This is a genomic window from Paenibacillus rhizovicinus, from assembly GCF_010365285.1.
In the GTDB taxonomy this organism is placed as follows: Bacteria; Bacillota; Bacilli; order Paenibacillales; family Paenibacillaceae; genus Paenibacillus_Z; species Paenibacillus_Z rhizovicinus.
The window spans coordinates 2459214-2475250 of sequence record NZ_CP048286.1; the positions used below are offsets into that span (position 1 = coordinate 2459214).

11 protein-coding genes are annotated in these 16037 nt (G+C 57.6%); all 11 read right to left on the reverse strand.

Annotated elements, in window-relative coordinates:
* Positions 1 to 2 precede the first annotated feature (2 nt).
* Positions 3 to 848, reverse strand: coding sequence for a carbohydrate ABC transporter permease (locus GZH47_RS11205; protein ID WP_162640164.1), 846 nt, complete (start codon positions 846 to 848; stop codon positions 3 to 5).
* A 13-nt stretch (positions 849 to 861) separates the two neighbouring features.
* On the reverse strand, positions 862 to 1764 hold the full coding sequence (locus tag GZH47_RS11210) for a carbohydrate ABC transporter permease (RefSeq protein WP_162640165.1): 903 nt from the start codon (positions 1762 to 1764) through the stop codon (positions 862 to 864).
* Between the two features lie 106 nt (positions 1765 to 1870).
* Positions 1871 to 3286 carry an ABC transporter substrate-binding protein gene (locus tag GZH47_RS11215; RefSeq protein WP_192043600.1) on the reverse strand — a complete coding sequence of 472 codons (1416 nt, stop codon included), beginning with the start codon at positions 3284 to 3286 and terminating at the stop codon, positions 1871 to 1873.
* A 686-nt stretch (positions 3287 to 3972) separates the two neighbouring features.
* A complete protein-coding gene (locus GZH47_RS11220) occupies positions 3973 to 5247 on the reverse strand; it encodes an extracellular solute-binding protein (RefSeq protein ID WP_162640166.1) in 1275 nt (424 codons plus the stop codon).
* A 35-nt stretch (positions 5248 to 5282) separates the two neighbouring features.
* A complete protein-coding gene (locus tag GZH47_RS11225; protein ID WP_162640167.1) occupies positions 5283 to 6269 on the reverse strand; it encodes a substrate-binding domain-containing protein in 987 nt (328 codons plus the stop codon).
* 25 nt (positions 6270 to 6294) lie between these two features.
* Complete coding sequence (locus GZH47_RS11230; protein WP_162640168.1) at positions 6295 to 8073, reverse strand: cache domain-containing sensor histidine kinase; 1779 nt, start codon at positions 8071 to 8073, stop codon at positions 6295 to 6297.
* A 1-nt stretch (position 8074) separates the two neighbouring features.
* Positions 8075 to 9700 carry a response regulator gene (locus GZH47_RS11235; protein ID WP_162640169.1) on the reverse strand — a complete coding sequence of 542 codons (1626 nt, stop codon included), beginning with the start codon at positions 9698 to 9700 and terminating at the stop codon, positions 8075 to 8077.
* A gap of 1089 nt (positions 9701 to 10789) precedes the next feature.
* The gene (locus GZH47_RS11240; protein ID WP_162640170.1) at positions 10790 to 11497 is read right to left on the reverse strand and encodes a response regulator; all 708 of its coding nucleotides are present in this window, start codon (positions 11495 to 11497) and stop codon (positions 10790 to 10792) included.
* Positions 11494 to 13056, reverse strand: a complete 1563-nt coding sequence (locus GZH47_RS11245) for an ATP-binding protein (RefSeq protein WP_225446444.1) — start codon at positions 13054 to 13056, stop codon at positions 11494 to 11496. Before GZH47_RS11245 ends, GZH47_RS11240 begins: the two co-directional genes overlap by 4 nt.
* A complete protein-coding gene (locus GZH47_RS11250) occupies positions 13031 to 15388 on the reverse strand; it encodes a universal stress protein (protein WP_162640171.1) in 2358 nt (785 codons plus the stop codon). The genes GZH47_RS11245 and GZH47_RS11250 overlap by 26 nt, the downstream gene beginning before the upstream one ends.
* Before the next feature lie 80 nt (positions 15389 to 15468).
* A complete protein-coding gene (gene kdpC, locus GZH47_RS11255; protein ID WP_162640172.1) occupies positions 15469 to 16035 on the reverse strand; it encodes a potassium-transporting ATPase subunit KdpC in 567 nt (188 codons plus the stop codon).
* Positions 16036 to 16037 lie beyond the last annotated feature (2 nt).

Below are 16037 nucleotides of genomic sequence, written 5' to 3' on the forward strand. Positions count from 1 at the left end.
GATTATTTAACCGCGCCGGCCGTAATGCCGCTGGCGATTTTGCGTTGGAAGATGATGTAGACGAGCAGCACGGGCACGATCGTGAAGAACAATGCCGCGAACAGCGGTCCCCATTCCGTACGGTACTGCATCTCCGCCTGCATGACGCCGATTTCGACCGGCAGCGTGTACTGCTTCGGATCGTTGATGAGAATCGTGCCGACGATGTACTCGTTCCAGATGTTCAGCACGTTGACGATGGCAACCGTGATGAGACCCGGCTGCGATAAAGGCAGCATCACTCGGAAGAATGTACCGAAATACGAGGCCCCGTCCATGATCGACGCTTCTTCGAGTTCCTTCGGCAAGGATTTGAAAAAGCCGACGAGAACGAAAATGCCGAACGCCAGCACGCTGGACGTGTAGACGAGTATAAGGCCGATTTTCGTATTAATCAGATGCATCGAGTTCATCAGGAAGAACAGCGGGATAAGCGCCAGGATGAAAGGCACCATCATGGAGGCAATGTACAACAGGTACAGTGCGCCGCTCCCGCGGAATTTGTAGCGTGCGAGCACGTACGCGGTCGTCGCGGCCAGCAGCAGGCCGAGCAGCGTCGAGCCGACCGTAATCACGATGGAGTTCAGGAAGTACGTATCGAAGTTGTATTTGTCCCATACGTACGAGAAGTTGGACCACAGCAGGGGCATTTCCGGAAGCGCCCAGGGCAGATGGCGGAAGAACTGGTCGTTATTCTTGAGCGCGTCGAGCAGCGTCCACAAGAGCGGGTAGAGCACGGACAAGCCCCAGAGGATCAGAATGGCGTAGAATACGAATTTGACGATCGGATTGCGAATGCCGTTAATCATGATGTGTTCCTCCTTAGCTCAGCTCGACGGTCTCATGACGAAGCAGCCGCTGCAGCACCACTGTCGTAATAAGCGAGAGCACCAGAATAAGTACGCCGATCGCGGCTCCGAAGCCGAAATGGTATTGGCGGAAAGCCATTTGGTACAAGTACGAGCCCATAACCTGCGTGCTGTTGTCCGGACCGCCCTCCGTCATGATCCAGACGATCACGAACGAGCCGTTCAATGTCGTCATCATGATGTTGAGAATGGACACTTTCATCTGCTCCCAGATCAGCGGAACGGTAATGCTCCAGAACTGTCTCCACTGCGTCGCGCCTTCCAGGTCAGCCGCTTCATAGTAGGAGGCCGGGATGTTCTGAATGGCCGCGATGAGCAGGATCATGTAGAAGCCGATCCCCGCCCAGATGGCCGGAGGAAGCAGCATCCAGATCGTATGGTTCGTGAAGCCGAGCCAGGTGATCGTAACTTTCTCGTCGGTGAACAAGGACAGGAACGCGTTCAGGAAGCCGATTTGCGGATTGTATATGAAGTTCCACAAGACGCCGATGACGACGACGGAAATGACATTCGGAATGAAGAAGATCGACCGGAAGAAGCCGGCCATCTTGAAGTTGAACCGGGTCAAGGCAACCGCGAAGAAGGTGGCGATTACCATAATGCCGACGATTTTGCCCACGACCAGGAAGTAATCGTTGCCGATCGAGCGCCAAACGATAGGATCCTTGAACATTTCCTTGAAATTGTCGAGTCCGATGAAATCTTTCGTTTGCGCCATGCCGGACCAATCGAACATCGAATAATAGAGGCCTTTTGCAACCGGATAGATGGTGAAGATGCAGAAGAACACGAATGTCGGGATGATGAACGAAGCGATAAAAAGATTTCTCTGCCACTTGGCGCTGCCTGCTTCCATGACGCGACCGCCCTTCCTGTAAATTCGCGAAGGATGACCCGGTGCGGCCCGGCCATCCTTCGCGCTTCTGTCTACTTGTTGCCAGTCGAAACGGCTGGTGCCGTTCTTATTTCGCTACTTTCTTAACGACGTCGGTTACGCGTTTCACCCAGCCGGCAGGGTCGATCTTGCCGATCGTGAGGGCGTCCGTCGCATCTTGCATCGCTTTGTCTACGTCCGCGTTGAACGTAATCGTCGGGATAACGATCGTGTTCGGATCCGTCAGGTACTTCGCTGCGTCCTTAACGAAGCTTGGCGCGTTGGAAGCGCTGATGTCGCCTTTGATGTTCGACGGCGCGCCGCTGAGCTCTGCCCATTGGGAAGCTTGCGCTTTCGAGAAGACGAATTGCAGGAAGGCATGAGCCGCGTCTTTGTTCTTCGCGTTCTTCGCGATCGCGACGGTTGCCGTCGACGTGTTCGCTACGATTTTCTGACCGGCGTCCTGCGTGATCGATGGAATGAAGCCGAAGTCGAAGCCTTGCGGAATGTCTTTGGACATTTCGTTCGGCAGCCACAGGCCGTTCGGGATGAATGCGTCTTTATTTTGCAGGAACAGCATTTGCGAATCGGTGTGGTTGATTTGGATCGACGCTTTGTCGATGAAGCCTTTGTCGCGCAGCGTTACGATTTTGCCCAGCGCCGTCTTGACCGCATCGCTCTCGAACGCTTCGACTTTGTTCGCCGCCATGTCCTGAAGCACGGTGTAGTCGCCGTTGTTCGCGGAAACGATCGCCGGATACAGGAACGCGCCGTTGATGTAGTACGGATATTTACCGGTATGGATGAATGGCGTCGTGCCGGCTGCTTTGATCTTGTCGCTGACGTCGAGGAATTGCTGGAAGTCTTGCGGCTCCTGCCAGCCTTTCTCCTTGAAGAGCGCTTTGTTCCAGAAAATGCCCCACGAATTCAGTACGAGCGGAATGTTGTAGATCTTGCCGTCGAACTGCTGCGGCTGCTGCGCCAGCATGTCGAGGATTTTGTCGCCGTCGACGTTCTTCGCGTCTTTGATCCAGTCCGTCAGATCTTCGAGCTGGCCGTCTTCGACCATTTGGCGGTCGTTCAGTTCAGGTCCGTCGATGTAGACGAAATCCGGCGGGTTGCCTCCGATCCAGCGCGGTTTGTTTTGTTCGTTGATTTTCGGGCCGCCGAGCGCTTTCACATGCAGGTCGGGGTTCGCCGCTTGGAAGTCCGCGATGACCTTCGTCCACCATTTGTCCCCGTAGCCGCCAACGAAATATTGCACTTCGAAGTCGCCCGTCAGTTTAGGCGTATCCGGCGTTGTCGCGTTCGTGCCGCCGTTCGTGCTGCCGTCGTTCGTCGCGTTCGTGGAACCGCCGTTGTTCGTGGATGCGTTATTCGTGGAAGCATTGTTCGTGGAGGCCGTGTTGTTCGAGTTGTTGTCCTTAGAACCGCAACCCGCGAGCGAGACCGAAGCGAGCAATACCGCCGCGCCCATCGCAGCGTACTTTTTCTTGTTCATCATAAAGCGTACCCTCCTAATATGTGTGTACTGGCGCCAATCCCGAATCCCTAGCGATTCGCCCGTGCAAGACTGCTGCGGCGCTTGTTTACATCATAGAGGGTGGAACGGTTTCGCTGAATCGAATATCTTCCACGAATTCTTTAGTATTTTCTTGTGTAAGGATTTTAGGGTTGTTGGAGGATGTGGTGTGGGTTGGAGCAGCCGAGGTGGGCGAGTCGTGGGGCGAGGGGCGAATTTCTGTTGTGGTGACGGTGTTTTAAAGGGAGTTGGACCGTGTGGAGTGAGTTCCTGTCATGGTGGCAGCGATTCCGGGGATTTGGAGGGGGGGGAGCCGAATTCAAGTCGTGGTGACAGCTTTGCTAGGGGTAACGGCTGTTTTCCTACGTATGTACTGCACGGGGTGCAGCTCTTTGCTCCCATTCGGCCTTTTTCTCCGCATATACTGCACTGGGTGCAGCTCTTTGCTCCCATTCGGCCTTTTTCTCCGCATGTACTGCACTGGGTGCAGCTCTTTGCTCAAATCCGATCAACTCCGCCGTACATGACACAAGGTGCGCACCAGCTCAATCGCCTCCCCACACATTTCAATCCACCAGAAACGAAAAAACCGGCCCTCCCAACGAGGACCGGTCCGACTCTTCTTACGCTTACTCTGGAACCGGCTATACCGCCGCCTCATTCCCATTCTACTGCTTGCTGCGCTTCTCGGCAAAATGCTGCAGCTCGTCCAGCGCCGCCTTCGGCGCCAGGTTGTCGTACAGGACGGCGTCGCCCAGCTTGCGCGCGTAGTCCATGACGGCCTGCCAGGCCACGTCCTGCACGGGGTAGAACTTGGCCCGCGTGAGCGCGAGCAGGCTGGCCTTCATGTCATCGTCTTCCGCCGCCATATCGGAGCCGACCTGGGAATTGACCGGCAGGAAGCCTTCGCGCCGGATCATGTCCAGATACGACGGGTCGTCGTACAAGAAATCCAGAAACGTCGACAACGCTTCCTTGTCGGTGTGATCCGTCTTGAAGGAGACGAGCACGTCCTGGACGCCGAACGAGATCGGCGCACTGCCGTCCTTGACCGGAATCTCTCCCATGCCCCATCGCAAATCCGGAAACTCCTTCGGCACGACGGAGCTGAAATAGTCGCCGGAGATCATCATGCCGAGCTTGCCGTCGCCGAGAATGCGCTGCTTCTCGTCCCTCGTCGTAACCGTCGGCTCCGGATCGGTGAGGCCCGCGTCGAAGAGCGCTTTTAAATACGTCAGCCCCTCCACGTTCTCGGGACAATTGATGATCCACTTGCCGTCCCGGATCCAGCCCCCGCCCGCGCCGAAGAAGAAATACGACAAGTACGCCTGCGTCTCGTTGTCGGTCAGGTCGACGCCGAAGCCGTACGCTCCGCCGGATTTCTTGATCTTAAGCGCATCTGCTTTGAGCTCCGACCAGGTCGAAGGCGGCTGCGCAATCCCCGCTTTCTCGAAAATATCCCGATTGTAGTACAAATTCCGAATCGAAGCGACGTACGGAATCGCGTATTGATGGCCTTCGATCTGATCCATGCTCATCAAATTCGGATACAGCTTGTTGCGCAGCTCGGGCGACAAGATGTCATTCAAATCATTAAGCAAACCGTCCTTGGCAAAATGCGCGTACACGTTCGTGTTGAGCAGATCCGGCGGCTGATTCTGGCTGATCATCGTGGTATAGAGGCCATCCAGGATGTCCCAGTTCGCGACTTGCAGTTCGATATCGATGAGCGGATTCTTCAGCTCGAACTCTTTGACCAGCTTCTCGAGGATCGGCTTCGTCTCCGTGCTGTATTCGGACGCCACGAACCGGATCAGCGATCTCGTCTTCTCCGGAGGAGGCGCCGCATGTCCGCCTTTCTCGCCGCTGCAGGAAGCGAGCATCGCGGGGAGCGCGAGCAGCATCGAAACGGCGGCGATCGAGAATATTTTTCTATATGCCATGGCATTTACGCTCCCTTTGCGCGTTCGCACGGTAGTTATTGAATGACGGTAAACGGAAACATCAGCCGCTGGATTTCCGGCTCGTTCATGTTGTCCCGGGTGACGACGGTCGAACCGATCTTCGTCGTCTTGTCCGTCCGATGGCCGTTGATCAGTCCCATCGCCGTCTTGACGCCCAAATAACCGACATTGAACGGTTTCTGGACGAGGAGAGCGCTTACGGTTCCCTCTTCGAGCAGTTGAATCTCGTAGATCGAACTCTCGAAGCCGACCAAATTATAACGGTCCGTCTTCTTCGCTTCCTTGAGCGCTTTGGCAACGCCGAGCGTGGAACTCTCGTTCAAGGTAATGAAAGCGTTGACCTGCGGATTCGTCCGCAGCAGCGCGACCGTGAATTCATAGGCCAGCTGCTCGGAATCCCCGCTGTAATACAAACCCGAGACGCTTCCGCCGTGCTCCTTCATCGACTGCCGGATGCCCTCCAGACGCTTGATCGAGATCGCCGATTTCATCGAATCGCTGAATACCGCAACGGCCGGACTGCCTTTCGCCGCCCGTGCAGCCACGTCCCCGGCAAGCCGGCCGGCCTCCAGATGATCGTTCGCGACCGTCACGGGCGGATCCGCCAGCGTCACCGGCGTCTCCATGACGACGAGCGAAATGCCGGCCGAACGAATCTCGTTCAGCAGCCCCGGGATGCGCGGATCGTCCACCGGCGCGACCGCAATCGCATCCGGCTTGCGCGCGATGGCGTCCCGAATGGCTTTGATTTGTCCCTCGACATCGTATTCCTGCAGCGGCCCCTGCAAGTCGAGGTCGACACCGAGCTCCTTCGCCGCCGTCTGGGCGCCGGAAATCATCGTCTGCCAATAATCGGAACGGACGTTCAACGACTTCAGTATGACGGTGATCGTCTTATCTCCTCGATCCGGCACCAGAATCAGCTTCGAGAAGAAGATCGTGTAGACGGCGGCCGTCACAAGCACGAGAACGAGCAGAATCGTGAGGCGCTGCTTGCGCATAAGGCGTTCTTCCTTCTTCCTTTGATTAAAGTGTCGGGATCGTAATCGTCACGCATGTGCCGACTTCGAGCTCGCTGCGAATTTGAATGCCGTATTCATGGCCGAAATACAGCTTGATGCGTTCATTGACATTGCGAATGCCAATGCCTTTGCCCGATTCGCCGTCTTCGGGAAGGAGCAGCCGCTGCAGCTGCTCAGGCGGCATGCCCTGACCATTGTCTTCGACCTCGAACACGATATTCTCTCCTTGGTGCATGCCGCGAATCGTAATCAGGCCTTTGTCCGGACTGTTGCGAATCCCGTGATAGATGGCGTTCTCCACGAACGGCTGGAGCAGCAGCTTGATCGTCTTGTTCCGCAAAATGTCTTCTGCGAAGTCGATCTCGTAATCGAGCTGGCTCTCGTAGCGCATCTTCTGGATGAGCAAATAATTCGTGATATGGTCCAATTCCACGCGAATCGGAACGATTTCCTGATCCTTCGTAATGCTCGCCCGGAACAGCTTGGCCAGCGCGGACGTCATCAGGACGACTTCCTCATGCTGCTTCTGCTCCGCCATCCACACGATGGAATCAAGCGTGTTGTACAGAAAATGCGGATTGATCTGCGCCTGCAGCAGCTGCAGCTCGCTCTTCCGCTTGCTCTCCTGGTTCTGGATGATTTCGTTCATGAGCATCTTGATGCGGCCGACCATCATGTTGAAATTGCGGCCGAGCTGGCCGATTTCATTCATCTGGCGAATCTCGGTCTGGATGTCGAAATTCCCGCGCTCGACAAGCTTCATATCCGACTGCAAGTCCCGGATCGGCCGGGATAGGCGGTGGGACAGCCAGAACGAGATGAGCAGCGAAATCGCCAGCCCGCACAGCGCGTACAGCAGGATGGAGTTACGAAGCGAGCTCTTGCTCGCGATCAGATCGTCCGTATAAGCGACGCCGACGATTTTCCACCCGAAGCTCGTGTCTTGAATAGAATAGATGCGCTTGCCGTTGGCGTCGTTCGCGATGAAGGACGTGCCGCTCTTCGCCGCCGTCACCTCCGGTATGAGCTCCCCGCGCAAATTGCTGTTGATGAGCTGCTGCTGCGGATGATAGACGATGTTCCCTTTCTGGTCGACGATGAAGACGTACCCGCGCTTGCCGAGGTTGATGTTGCTCGCCAAGTCGTTGATGACGCTCAGGTTCAAGTCGACGAGGAACACGCCTTCCGCCGTAATGCCGTCCGTGCTCTTCAGCTCGCGGCTGAGCGAAACGACCCAGCGGTACTCGTTCTGAATGATATTCTGCACATGCGGCGCGGAGATGACCGATTTGCCGCCGGCGGCTTTCGCATCCTGATACCACGCCTGCTGCGTAATGTTCACGTTCGGGTTCAGGTCGGTGATGCGCCGGTCGGAGACGAACCGTCCGTTATAGCCGAATACCATGATATTGGCGATGTCCTGCCTCGTATAGAGAATGGCCTGGAACAGGTCGGAAATGCGTTTCTCGTACGGACGGCGCTCTTCGGCGCTGATGAAGCTGTTGTCCGAAATATAATATTTCACGTCTTTGCTCGTCATCGCAAGCAGGGAGATATTCTCCATGTTGTCGACGTAAGACTGGATATTCGTGTTCACTTGCTTGATGATTTCCTCGATATACCCCTGCGAATTCTTCTCGACCGCGCCGACGGACAGCTGGTAGCTGATGAGGCTGATCGAGACGATGGCCGCCAGGATGACGCACGAGAAGGCGAACGAAATGCTCGAACGGATGCTCTTCAGCGGAAAAAGCGGCAGGCGAAGCAGGCGTTCTCTCGGCATATCAGGTTCCGCTCTCCTTTGCGAGTCTGTCGCGATAGTCTTTCGGCGTCATGCCGACGCGTTTCTTGAACAGGATGCTGAAATAATTCGGATCGGCGTACCCGACCTGCTCGGCAATCTCGTAAAACTTCATGCCCGTCGACTGCAGCAGCTCCTTCGCCTTGGCAATGCGGACACCGGTCAGATACTCGACGAACGTCTCGCCCGTATTCTGCTTGAACACGAGGCTGAAATAGCTGCTGCTCATAAGCACGTGGCGGCACAGCTCCTGCAGCGACATTTTATCGTTGGCATAATTGGTCTCGATGTATTCGATCGCCCGGTGAATCTGCGTATTCGTAAAATGGTTCCGGTTGTCGGCGATTTCCGTCATGACGGCGCTTACGACCTGCTTGAGCCACGCCTCGATTTCGTCCAGCGTCTTGAACCGGTACACTTCCATCAGCATCATCTGGCTGTCGATCGATCCTTCGCGGTCATGCGGAACGACCTCCTGAATGGCGTTCATGAGCGAAAGCACGACCTTCTGCATTTGCAGGAAGCATGTCTCGATCGGCACGCGCGACTTCTTCAGCTCCGCGATGCCATGCTCGATTAAGTCCTGCGCTTCGCGGATCGAGCCCGTCTTGACCGTGGAGACCAGCTTGCGGTCCCATGACAGGTTCGGCAAGGACGCCGCTTCCGGCTGTCCCTCCAGATCGAGGATGCTGAGCACCCGGTTCTTGCCGTGCAGAAACCGGTAGTCCAGCGCGGACAGCGCGCCTTTATAGGAGCCGGGCAGCAGCTCGGCGGACTGCACGATCCGGCCGACGCCGATGGTCACGGTGAAGCTGAGAAACTTCTCGATATGGTGGCGCACTTCCTCCGCGTACCGGAAAGCGGTTTCGTAAATGTCGTTCTCATCGCCTTCGCCGGTGATGATCGCGACCATCCGCTCCTCGCGGGTGCGGAACACGATCGTTCGGTCCCGTTCGGCGATCTCTTCGAAAATATCAAAAGCGGCGAACCGCAAAAATTCAACGTCATGCTCATAAGAAAGCAGCTCGCGGTCGCCGAAATCGTCGATGTCGGCGACGACGGCAACCGATCCCGCGGCAAGCGGGGCAAGGCCGAAATAAGCGAAGCGGTCTTCGATCTCCGCGCGGCCGAGACCGACGGCGACGAGCCGCTCCAGGAACCGCTCCTTCAGGATCGGGAAGCTCTGTTTCAGCTGGCTTTGCAGCCGGCTGAGGTCTTCGCGGCGCTGGCGTTCCTCGTCCATTTCGCTGCGGACCTTGTCCAGCAGCTGACGGATTTCGCGCGCGGTAATCGGCTTCAGCACGAAATCCGACACCTTCAGGCGCAGCGCCTGCTGGGCGTATTCGAACTCGTCGTAGCCGGTGAGAATAATGACTTTGATGTAGGGGTAGCTGGCGGTAATGAGTCCGGCCAGCTCCAAGCCGTCCATGAACGGCATGCTGATGTCGGAAATGACCAGGTCGGGCTTGTCCTGCTCGATCGCTTCCCAGGCATCGCGCCCGTTGGCGTAGTCGCCGGTCAATTCGAAGCCGTGCTCCTGCCAGTTAATCGTATTTTTGAGGCCGACGCGTACGACTGCTTCGTCGTCGACGATGATTGCTTTGTACATTGGTGCACCAACCTCCCGCTTTCATAGATTAGCTGATTGGGAGCTCAATCGTCCATTTTTTTAATTTGGGAATAGATTTTCTTTACTCGATAAAAGCGTTTATTTACATCTATTAATAAGTTCAAAAGCGTTTCACAACCCCCTGGTGTCCCCCTTCTCTCAAGGGGGACACCAGGGACTCCGTCCCTGGACCCGGAATTAGCGTGCCTGCTGCGGGGCCGTCTTCGAAGTTGCGTTTGTGGAGGGCTCGTTTTCGTCCTGCGGACACACTTTCAGTTGGCGTTCTTGCGCGGCTTGGTGCCTTGATTAGTTGTACGCTAGTCGCTTTGAATGGAAAGTTACCGATGCTAACGAATCCAGTTGGCGCTATTTGCCCCTACATTCTGTTTTTTGCATGCTAACGAACCCCAGCAGCGCTATTTGGGCTTTTTCTCCCTGATATGAGCCGTTTTGGCCACAATAAGGCGTGCTGGATTCGTTAGCCTGTTTTTGGCGGATATTTGGGTGGTTTAAGACGTGTACGGTTCGTTAGCGGTAAATCCCCCTTCTCTCAAGGGGACACCAGGGACTCCGTCCCTGGACCCGGAATTAGCGTGCCTGCTGCGGGGCCGTCTTCGAAGTTGCATTTGTGGAGAGCTCGTTTTCGTCCTGCGGACACACTTTCAGGTGTTGTTCTTGCGCGGCTTGGTGCCTTGATTAGTTAGTTGTACGCTAATCGCTTTGAATGGAAAGTTACCGATGCTAACGAATCCAGTTGGCGCTATTTGCCCCTACATTCTGTTTTTTGCATGCTAACGAACCCCAGCAGCGCTATTTGGACTTTTTCTCCTTGATGTGAGCCGTTTTGGCCACAATAAGGCGTGCTGGATTCGTTAGCCTGTTTTTGGCGGCAGTTTGGGTGGTTTAAGACGTGTACGGTTCGTTAGCGGCAGTTTCTGCATGCCGTACGGTTCGTTGTTAGCGACAGTTTCTGCATGCCGTACGGTTCGTTAGCGGCAGTTTCTGCACGCCGTACGGTTCGTCGTTAGCGGCAGTTTCTGCACGCCGTACGGTTCGTTAGCGACAGTCGAAGCGCGGACATTATGATCGCTACTTCGCCTGCTCCTGCAGCAAGAACCGATACCCAATCCCCGGCTCCGTCTCGATGAACGTCGGTCTGGTTGGGTCTTCTTCCAGCTTCTTGCGCAGATGGCCGATGTAGATGCGCAGGTAATGCGTATCCGACTCGTGATGGTGGCCGCCCCATACTTGCTGCAGCAGCTGCCTTTGGGTGATGACTTTGCCTGCGTTGGACGCGAGTACTTTGAGCAGCTCATACTCGGTCGGCGTCAGCTTGACCCTTGTGCCGTCCAGTTCCACGAGACGCTGCGCAAGGTCGATGACGAGACGGCCGAAACGAAGGACGGGCTCCTGCTGCGCGTTACCCGAATGGCGGAGGGCAACGCGGATTCGCGCTACGAGCTCGCCCATGCCGAACGGCTTCGTGACGTAGTCGTCCGCGCCGCCGTCGAGCGCTTCGATTTTGTCCGCCTCGCGATCCTTCGCCGTCAGCACGATGATGGGAATGCGCGACCACTCGCGGATTCGGTTCAGCACCGTCATGCCGGACACGTCCGGCAGCCCCAGATCCAGCACGATCAAATCGGGATGGTTGATGCTGGCCTGATAGATGCCGTCCTCTCCCGTTTCCGCCTCCAGCACGTCGAAATGATGCGCCTTCAGCGTGACTTTGAGCAGTTTGCGGATTTGCGGTTCGTCGTCCACGACGAGAATGCGCGCACCGGTTTCTGTCGTCATTGTTGTTCCTCCTCTTCCCGCTGCCAGCCCTCCGGCAATTCCGGCTTGCCTGCCGGAAGCGCGACGGTCACCACCGTGCCTCTCTCCGCGCGGGGAGCCGCCGTGATCGTGCCGCCGTGGGCTTCCACGATGCCTTTGCAAATCGCGAGCCCGAGTCCCGTCCCGGTCGTGCCGTTCGATCCGGGCCCGCGGTAAAATTTATCGAAAATCCGTTCCCGATCCTCCTCGCCGATGCCGATGCCGTTGTCTGCCACCGAAATCCGGACCCATGAGCCGGACTGCCGAACGGCAATGACCACCTCGCTGCCGTCGGGCGAATATTTGATCGCGTTGCTGACGACGTTGACGAGCACCTGCTCCAGCAGCACTTCGTCGCCCGGAAAATACGGCGTCGGCTCCTGTATCCGCACCTCGATCCGCCGCTCGCCCACAAAGCCTCGTACCTGGGACAGCACCACGCCGATCATATCCTCGGCATCGACCCAGTCCCGGCGCAACGCAAGCATGCCGCTCTCCAGCTTGACCATGCCGAGCAGGTTCGTGACGAGCCGGTTCATGCGCAAGGCGCCGTCGCGAATCGTAACGAGCAGCTCCCGGCGGTCATCGGACGAGAAGACGTCTTCTCCGTCGATCAGACCCGTCGCCGAGCCGATGACGGTGGCAAGCGGCGTGCGGAGCTCATGCGATACGGAGTCCAGCAGCGCGGTCCGAATGCGCTCGGACTCGGCCGTCAGCTGAGCCAGCTTGGCTTCCTCGCTCAGCTTGACGCGCGCGATCGCCGTCGCCGCCAGTCCGCCGAACGCTTCCAGCAGATGACGGCTCTCGGCCGACAGCGCTCCGGCGTCCGCGCGAACGGCCAAGACGCCGTACGTCCTCTCTTCCGTCCGCAAAGGAACGAACAAGCCCGGAAACTCGCCCAGCGTTTCCGTCCCCCTGCCGGCCATCCGGCCATGCTCGAAGGTCCATTTGGCAATGACCATGGCGGATTCCCCTTCGCCGAAGCCATGGTCGCCGGGCGAGTACGCCGTCCGTGCCAGCTCGGATCGCGCATCCGGCATGTAGATCGCGATTTGCGCCTGCACGGTAACGGACACCTGGAGCGCGATATTTTCAAGCAGCGTCTTGATCTCGCCGACTGCCGCCATCTGCCGGCTCAGCGAATAGAGCGCGGCCGTATGCGCCTCCCGCTCCTTCGACAGCTTCACCTGCTGCTTCAGCCGGGCCGCGAGCGTGGCGGTCAGCGCCGCCACCGCCAAGTAGACGGCAAAAGAAAGCAAGTACCGCAGATCCTCCACGCTGAAGCTGAGGAACGGCGGCACGAAGAAATAATCGAACGCCAGCACGCCGGCGGCTGCGGCATAGAAGGAGGGGACAAGTCCCCAATACACGGCGCTGAAGAGCACCGGGAACAAATACATCAGCGCGATGTTGACGGCATCGAAAGCGAAACCGAATTCATGCAGAACGACGGACAGCGCCGCGACGCCGATCGTGATCCATGCATAAGGCAGCAGCGCAAGTTTTTTTCTACGTTCAACGGTTGCCTCGACGCTCCTCACCCTCTTTCGTACCGTAATCCGCGACGATCAATATATCTCTCATCCTGGACAGGCCGATCAGCTTCTTCACGACCGAGCCGTGCAGGAACATCTCCCACCAGGAAACCTGGGATTGACCGATAATGAGCTGCGTCGCCTCCGCCTTGTCCGCGTTCGCCGACAACACTTCCGCGATCTCTTTGCGGGATTCGGCGTAATGGACGATGAACTTGCCGCCCAGCCGAACGGTCAGCCGCTCCAGCGCCTCCAGATTGGGACTTGGATTCGGCGCCGCATCCCCGCCGTTCTGCCGCTCTCCGACTCGCACGTAATTGACGCTCCATTGCGCCTTGAGCCGATAAGCCGTCCGAAAACCGCGCCGCACCAGCCGCTGGGCATGGGGCGTGTCGTTAACGCAGACGAAGATCGATTCCCGTCTCCGCCACGGGCCGCGAAGCGAGTTGTTCCGCTCCAGCGACTCCAGCCGTTCATCGACGTCGTCGGCGATTTCCCGCAGCGCCAGCTCGCGCAGCGCGATAAGGTTGCCGGTTTTGAAGAAATTGGACAACGCCTGGTCAATCTTGGGTCTAGCATAGATCTTGCCCTCGCGCATCCGATTTCGCAGCGCCTCGGGGGCAACGTCAATCAATTGTACTTCATCCGCCAGCTGCAGGATACTATCGGGCACCGTTTCCCGCACGCGGATGCCCGTGATCTGCTCCACCGCGTCGTTCAGACTCTCCAGATGCTGCACGTTCACGGTCGTAATGACCGAGATGCCGGCATCCAGCAGTTCCAGGACGTCCTCGTATCGCTTCTTGTTCTTGCTGCCCGGCACGTTCGTATGCGCCAGCTCGTCGACGAGCACGACTTCGGGGCAGCCCTGAATGATGGCATCCGTATCCATTTCCTCGAGCGAGATGCCTTGGTACACCGTCTGCAGTCTCGGAATCAGCGGCAATTGGGAGATCTGGGCGAGCGTCTCCTGTCTGCCGTGCGTTTCCAGAAGGCCGATGCGCACATCGATGCCTTTGCGCAGCAGATCATTGCCGTCCCGCAGCATCCTGTACGTCTTGCCGACGCCGGGCGCGGCCCCGATATACACTTTGAACGTGCCCCGCTTGATTTCCCCGATCCGCTCGGTCACTTCCTTCTCGCTTAACCGCCGGTACCGCTGCCGCTCCTCGGCGGAAGCGAATTTGGCCGGCAGCACGCGTTCGCCTTCATACTCCGCCCGGTCCGCAACGAGAAATACATCCATGTTCCGCGCAAGCTTCAACAGACGAGCGATGACGGAGCCCTGCCAGATCTCCTGCCAACGCGTATGTTTCGAATGTCCCATGACGATACGGGTCACGCCATGCCGCGCCGCATAATCCACGATCGTCCTCGGAATCGAACGGCGATTCCGGAAGGGCAGCTCTTCGAAGCTGCCGCCTACCTTCTCGACCAGCTTCATGATGCTTCGGCGAAAAGCGGCCGCTTCCTTGGACAACGAGCTCTTCATCTGGCGAAACGTAACCACCATCAGCTCGCCGTTCAACCGCTTGGCGATTTGCTGTCCGCGGCGGACATAGATCGACCCGTTCCAATGGTATTGCGCCGAAACCAGAATCCGTTCTACCGTTCCGGCCGGTCCGACGAGCCCCAGTTCCTCCCGGTACTCCCGCAGCGAATCGCTTACGTCCTCGGCAACAAGACGCAGCGCAAGCTCGCGCAGGACGCCGAGATTTCCCCGTTTGAACACCGCCATGTCCTTGCAGCCCAGCAAATGCCCTTCCGCCAGCCGGTTCAGAATCGTCTCCGGCGTGACGTCGATCAGCCTGACTTCATCGGCCAATTCCAGCGTATCGGCGGGCACCGTATGCGTCGCCTCGATGCCCGTCATCCTATGGGCGAGCTCCGTGTAGCCTTCCAATTCATACACGTTAACCGTCGTAATCACGCTGATGCCGCGGCTCAACAGAAACTTGATATCTTCCAAGCGTGTCGGGAACCGCGCGTCCGGCCGGTTCCGGTGCGCCAGCCCGTCGGCCAGCACGACCTCCGGATTGCGCGCCACCAGCGCATCCAGATTGAGATCCTTGTATTCCGTTCCGTTCTTATACCAATGAATGCTCGGCACCCGCTCCAATTCTCCGATCTGCTCCACCGTCTCCGGCCGCTGCAGCGTCGAGACCGCGCAGATGACAACGTCCACGTCTTGTTGAAGCAGCGTCTGGCCCTCCCGCAGCATATGGTACGTTTTCCCCGAACCGCTGACCGGTCCGATGTAAATCTTGAGCGTCCCCCGGTGCAGCTTGGAGATGGACTGCAATATTTCCTCCGGCGTTTTGCGCTTGAAATTCTCCATATCCGTCTCCCCCTCAACCGATGCAAGATGCAGACAAAGCCACCCCCGGCCAAGCGGGAGCGGCTGCGTCATCGTTGCGATTAAAGCTTGATCTGCTGCATAAGTTCCGTGTTGAGCGCGTTCACGTTCACCCGGGGTTCGCCGAATATGCCCAGCTGGCGGCTGTTCGCCACTTCGTCGATCAGCTTATTCAGCGCGTCCGCGCTCATGCCGGTCGCCTTGCTGATTCGCGGCACCTGCGCCTTCGCCGCTTCCGGCGACAGATCCGGGTCGAAGCCCGAACCCGATACGGTCACGAGGTCGGCCGGGATATCCGTCAATTCCGGATTGTCGGCCTTCACGGCGGCGACCCTCTCTTCCATTTCCTTCACGTATTCCGTCGTCGCGACCGCGCGGTTAGAGCCGGCCGAAGCGGTCGGGTCGTACTTGGCGTTCGACGCCCGGGGGTGGAACAGCTTCGGCGACTCCACGTTCTGGGCCAGCAGCTTCGAGCCGAGGACGGTGCCGTCGGCGGAAACCATCAGGCTTCCGTCAGCCTGCTTCGGGAACAGCACTTGCGCAAAACCGGTCGTCACGAGCGGGTATATAAAGCCGCAAATTAACATCAGCACTATGGAAACGCGGATCGCGGTTACTATCGATTTCATCG

Coding starts and splice junctions, on each gene's coding strand:
- GZH47_RS11230 (WP_162640168.1), bottom strand. CDS start 8,073: ATGCCGAGAGAACGCCTGCTTCGCCTGCCGCTTTTTCCGCTGAAGAGC.
- GZH47_RS11250 (WP_162640171.1), bottom strand. CDS start 15,388: ATGGAGAATTTCAAGCGCAAAACGCCGGAGGAAATATTGCAGTCCATC.
- kdpC (WP_162640172.1), bottom strand. CDS start 16,035: ATGAAATCGATAGTAACCGCGATCCGCGTTTCCATAGTGCTGATGTTA.
- GZH47_RS11235 (WP_162640169.1), bottom strand. CDS start 9,700: ATGTACAAAGCAATCATCGTCGACGACGAAGCAGTCGTACGCGTCGGC.
- GZH47_RS11240 (WP_162640170.1), bottom strand. CDS start 11,497: ATGACGACAGAAACCGGTGCGCGCATTCTCGTCGTGGACGACGAACCG.
- GZH47_RS11210 (WP_162640165.1), bottom strand. CDS start 1,764: ATGGAAGCAGGCAGCGCCAAGTGGCAGAGAAATCTTTTTATCGCTTCG.
- GZH47_RS11220 (WP_162640166.1), bottom strand. CDS start 5,247: ATGGCATATAGAAAAATATTCTCGATCGCCGCCGTTTCGATGCTGCTC.
- GZH47_RS11205 (WP_162640164.1), bottom strand. CDS start 848: ATGATTAACGGCATTCGCAATCCGATCGTCAAATTCGTATTCTACGCC.
- GZH47_RS11215 (WP_192043600.1), bottom strand. CDS start 3,286: ATGATGAACAAGAAAAAGTACGCTGCGATGGGCGCGGCGGTATTGCTC.
- GZH47_RS11225 (WP_162640167.1), bottom strand. CDS start 6,269: ATGCGCAAGCAGCGCCTCACGATTCTGCTCGTTCTCGTGCTTGTGACG.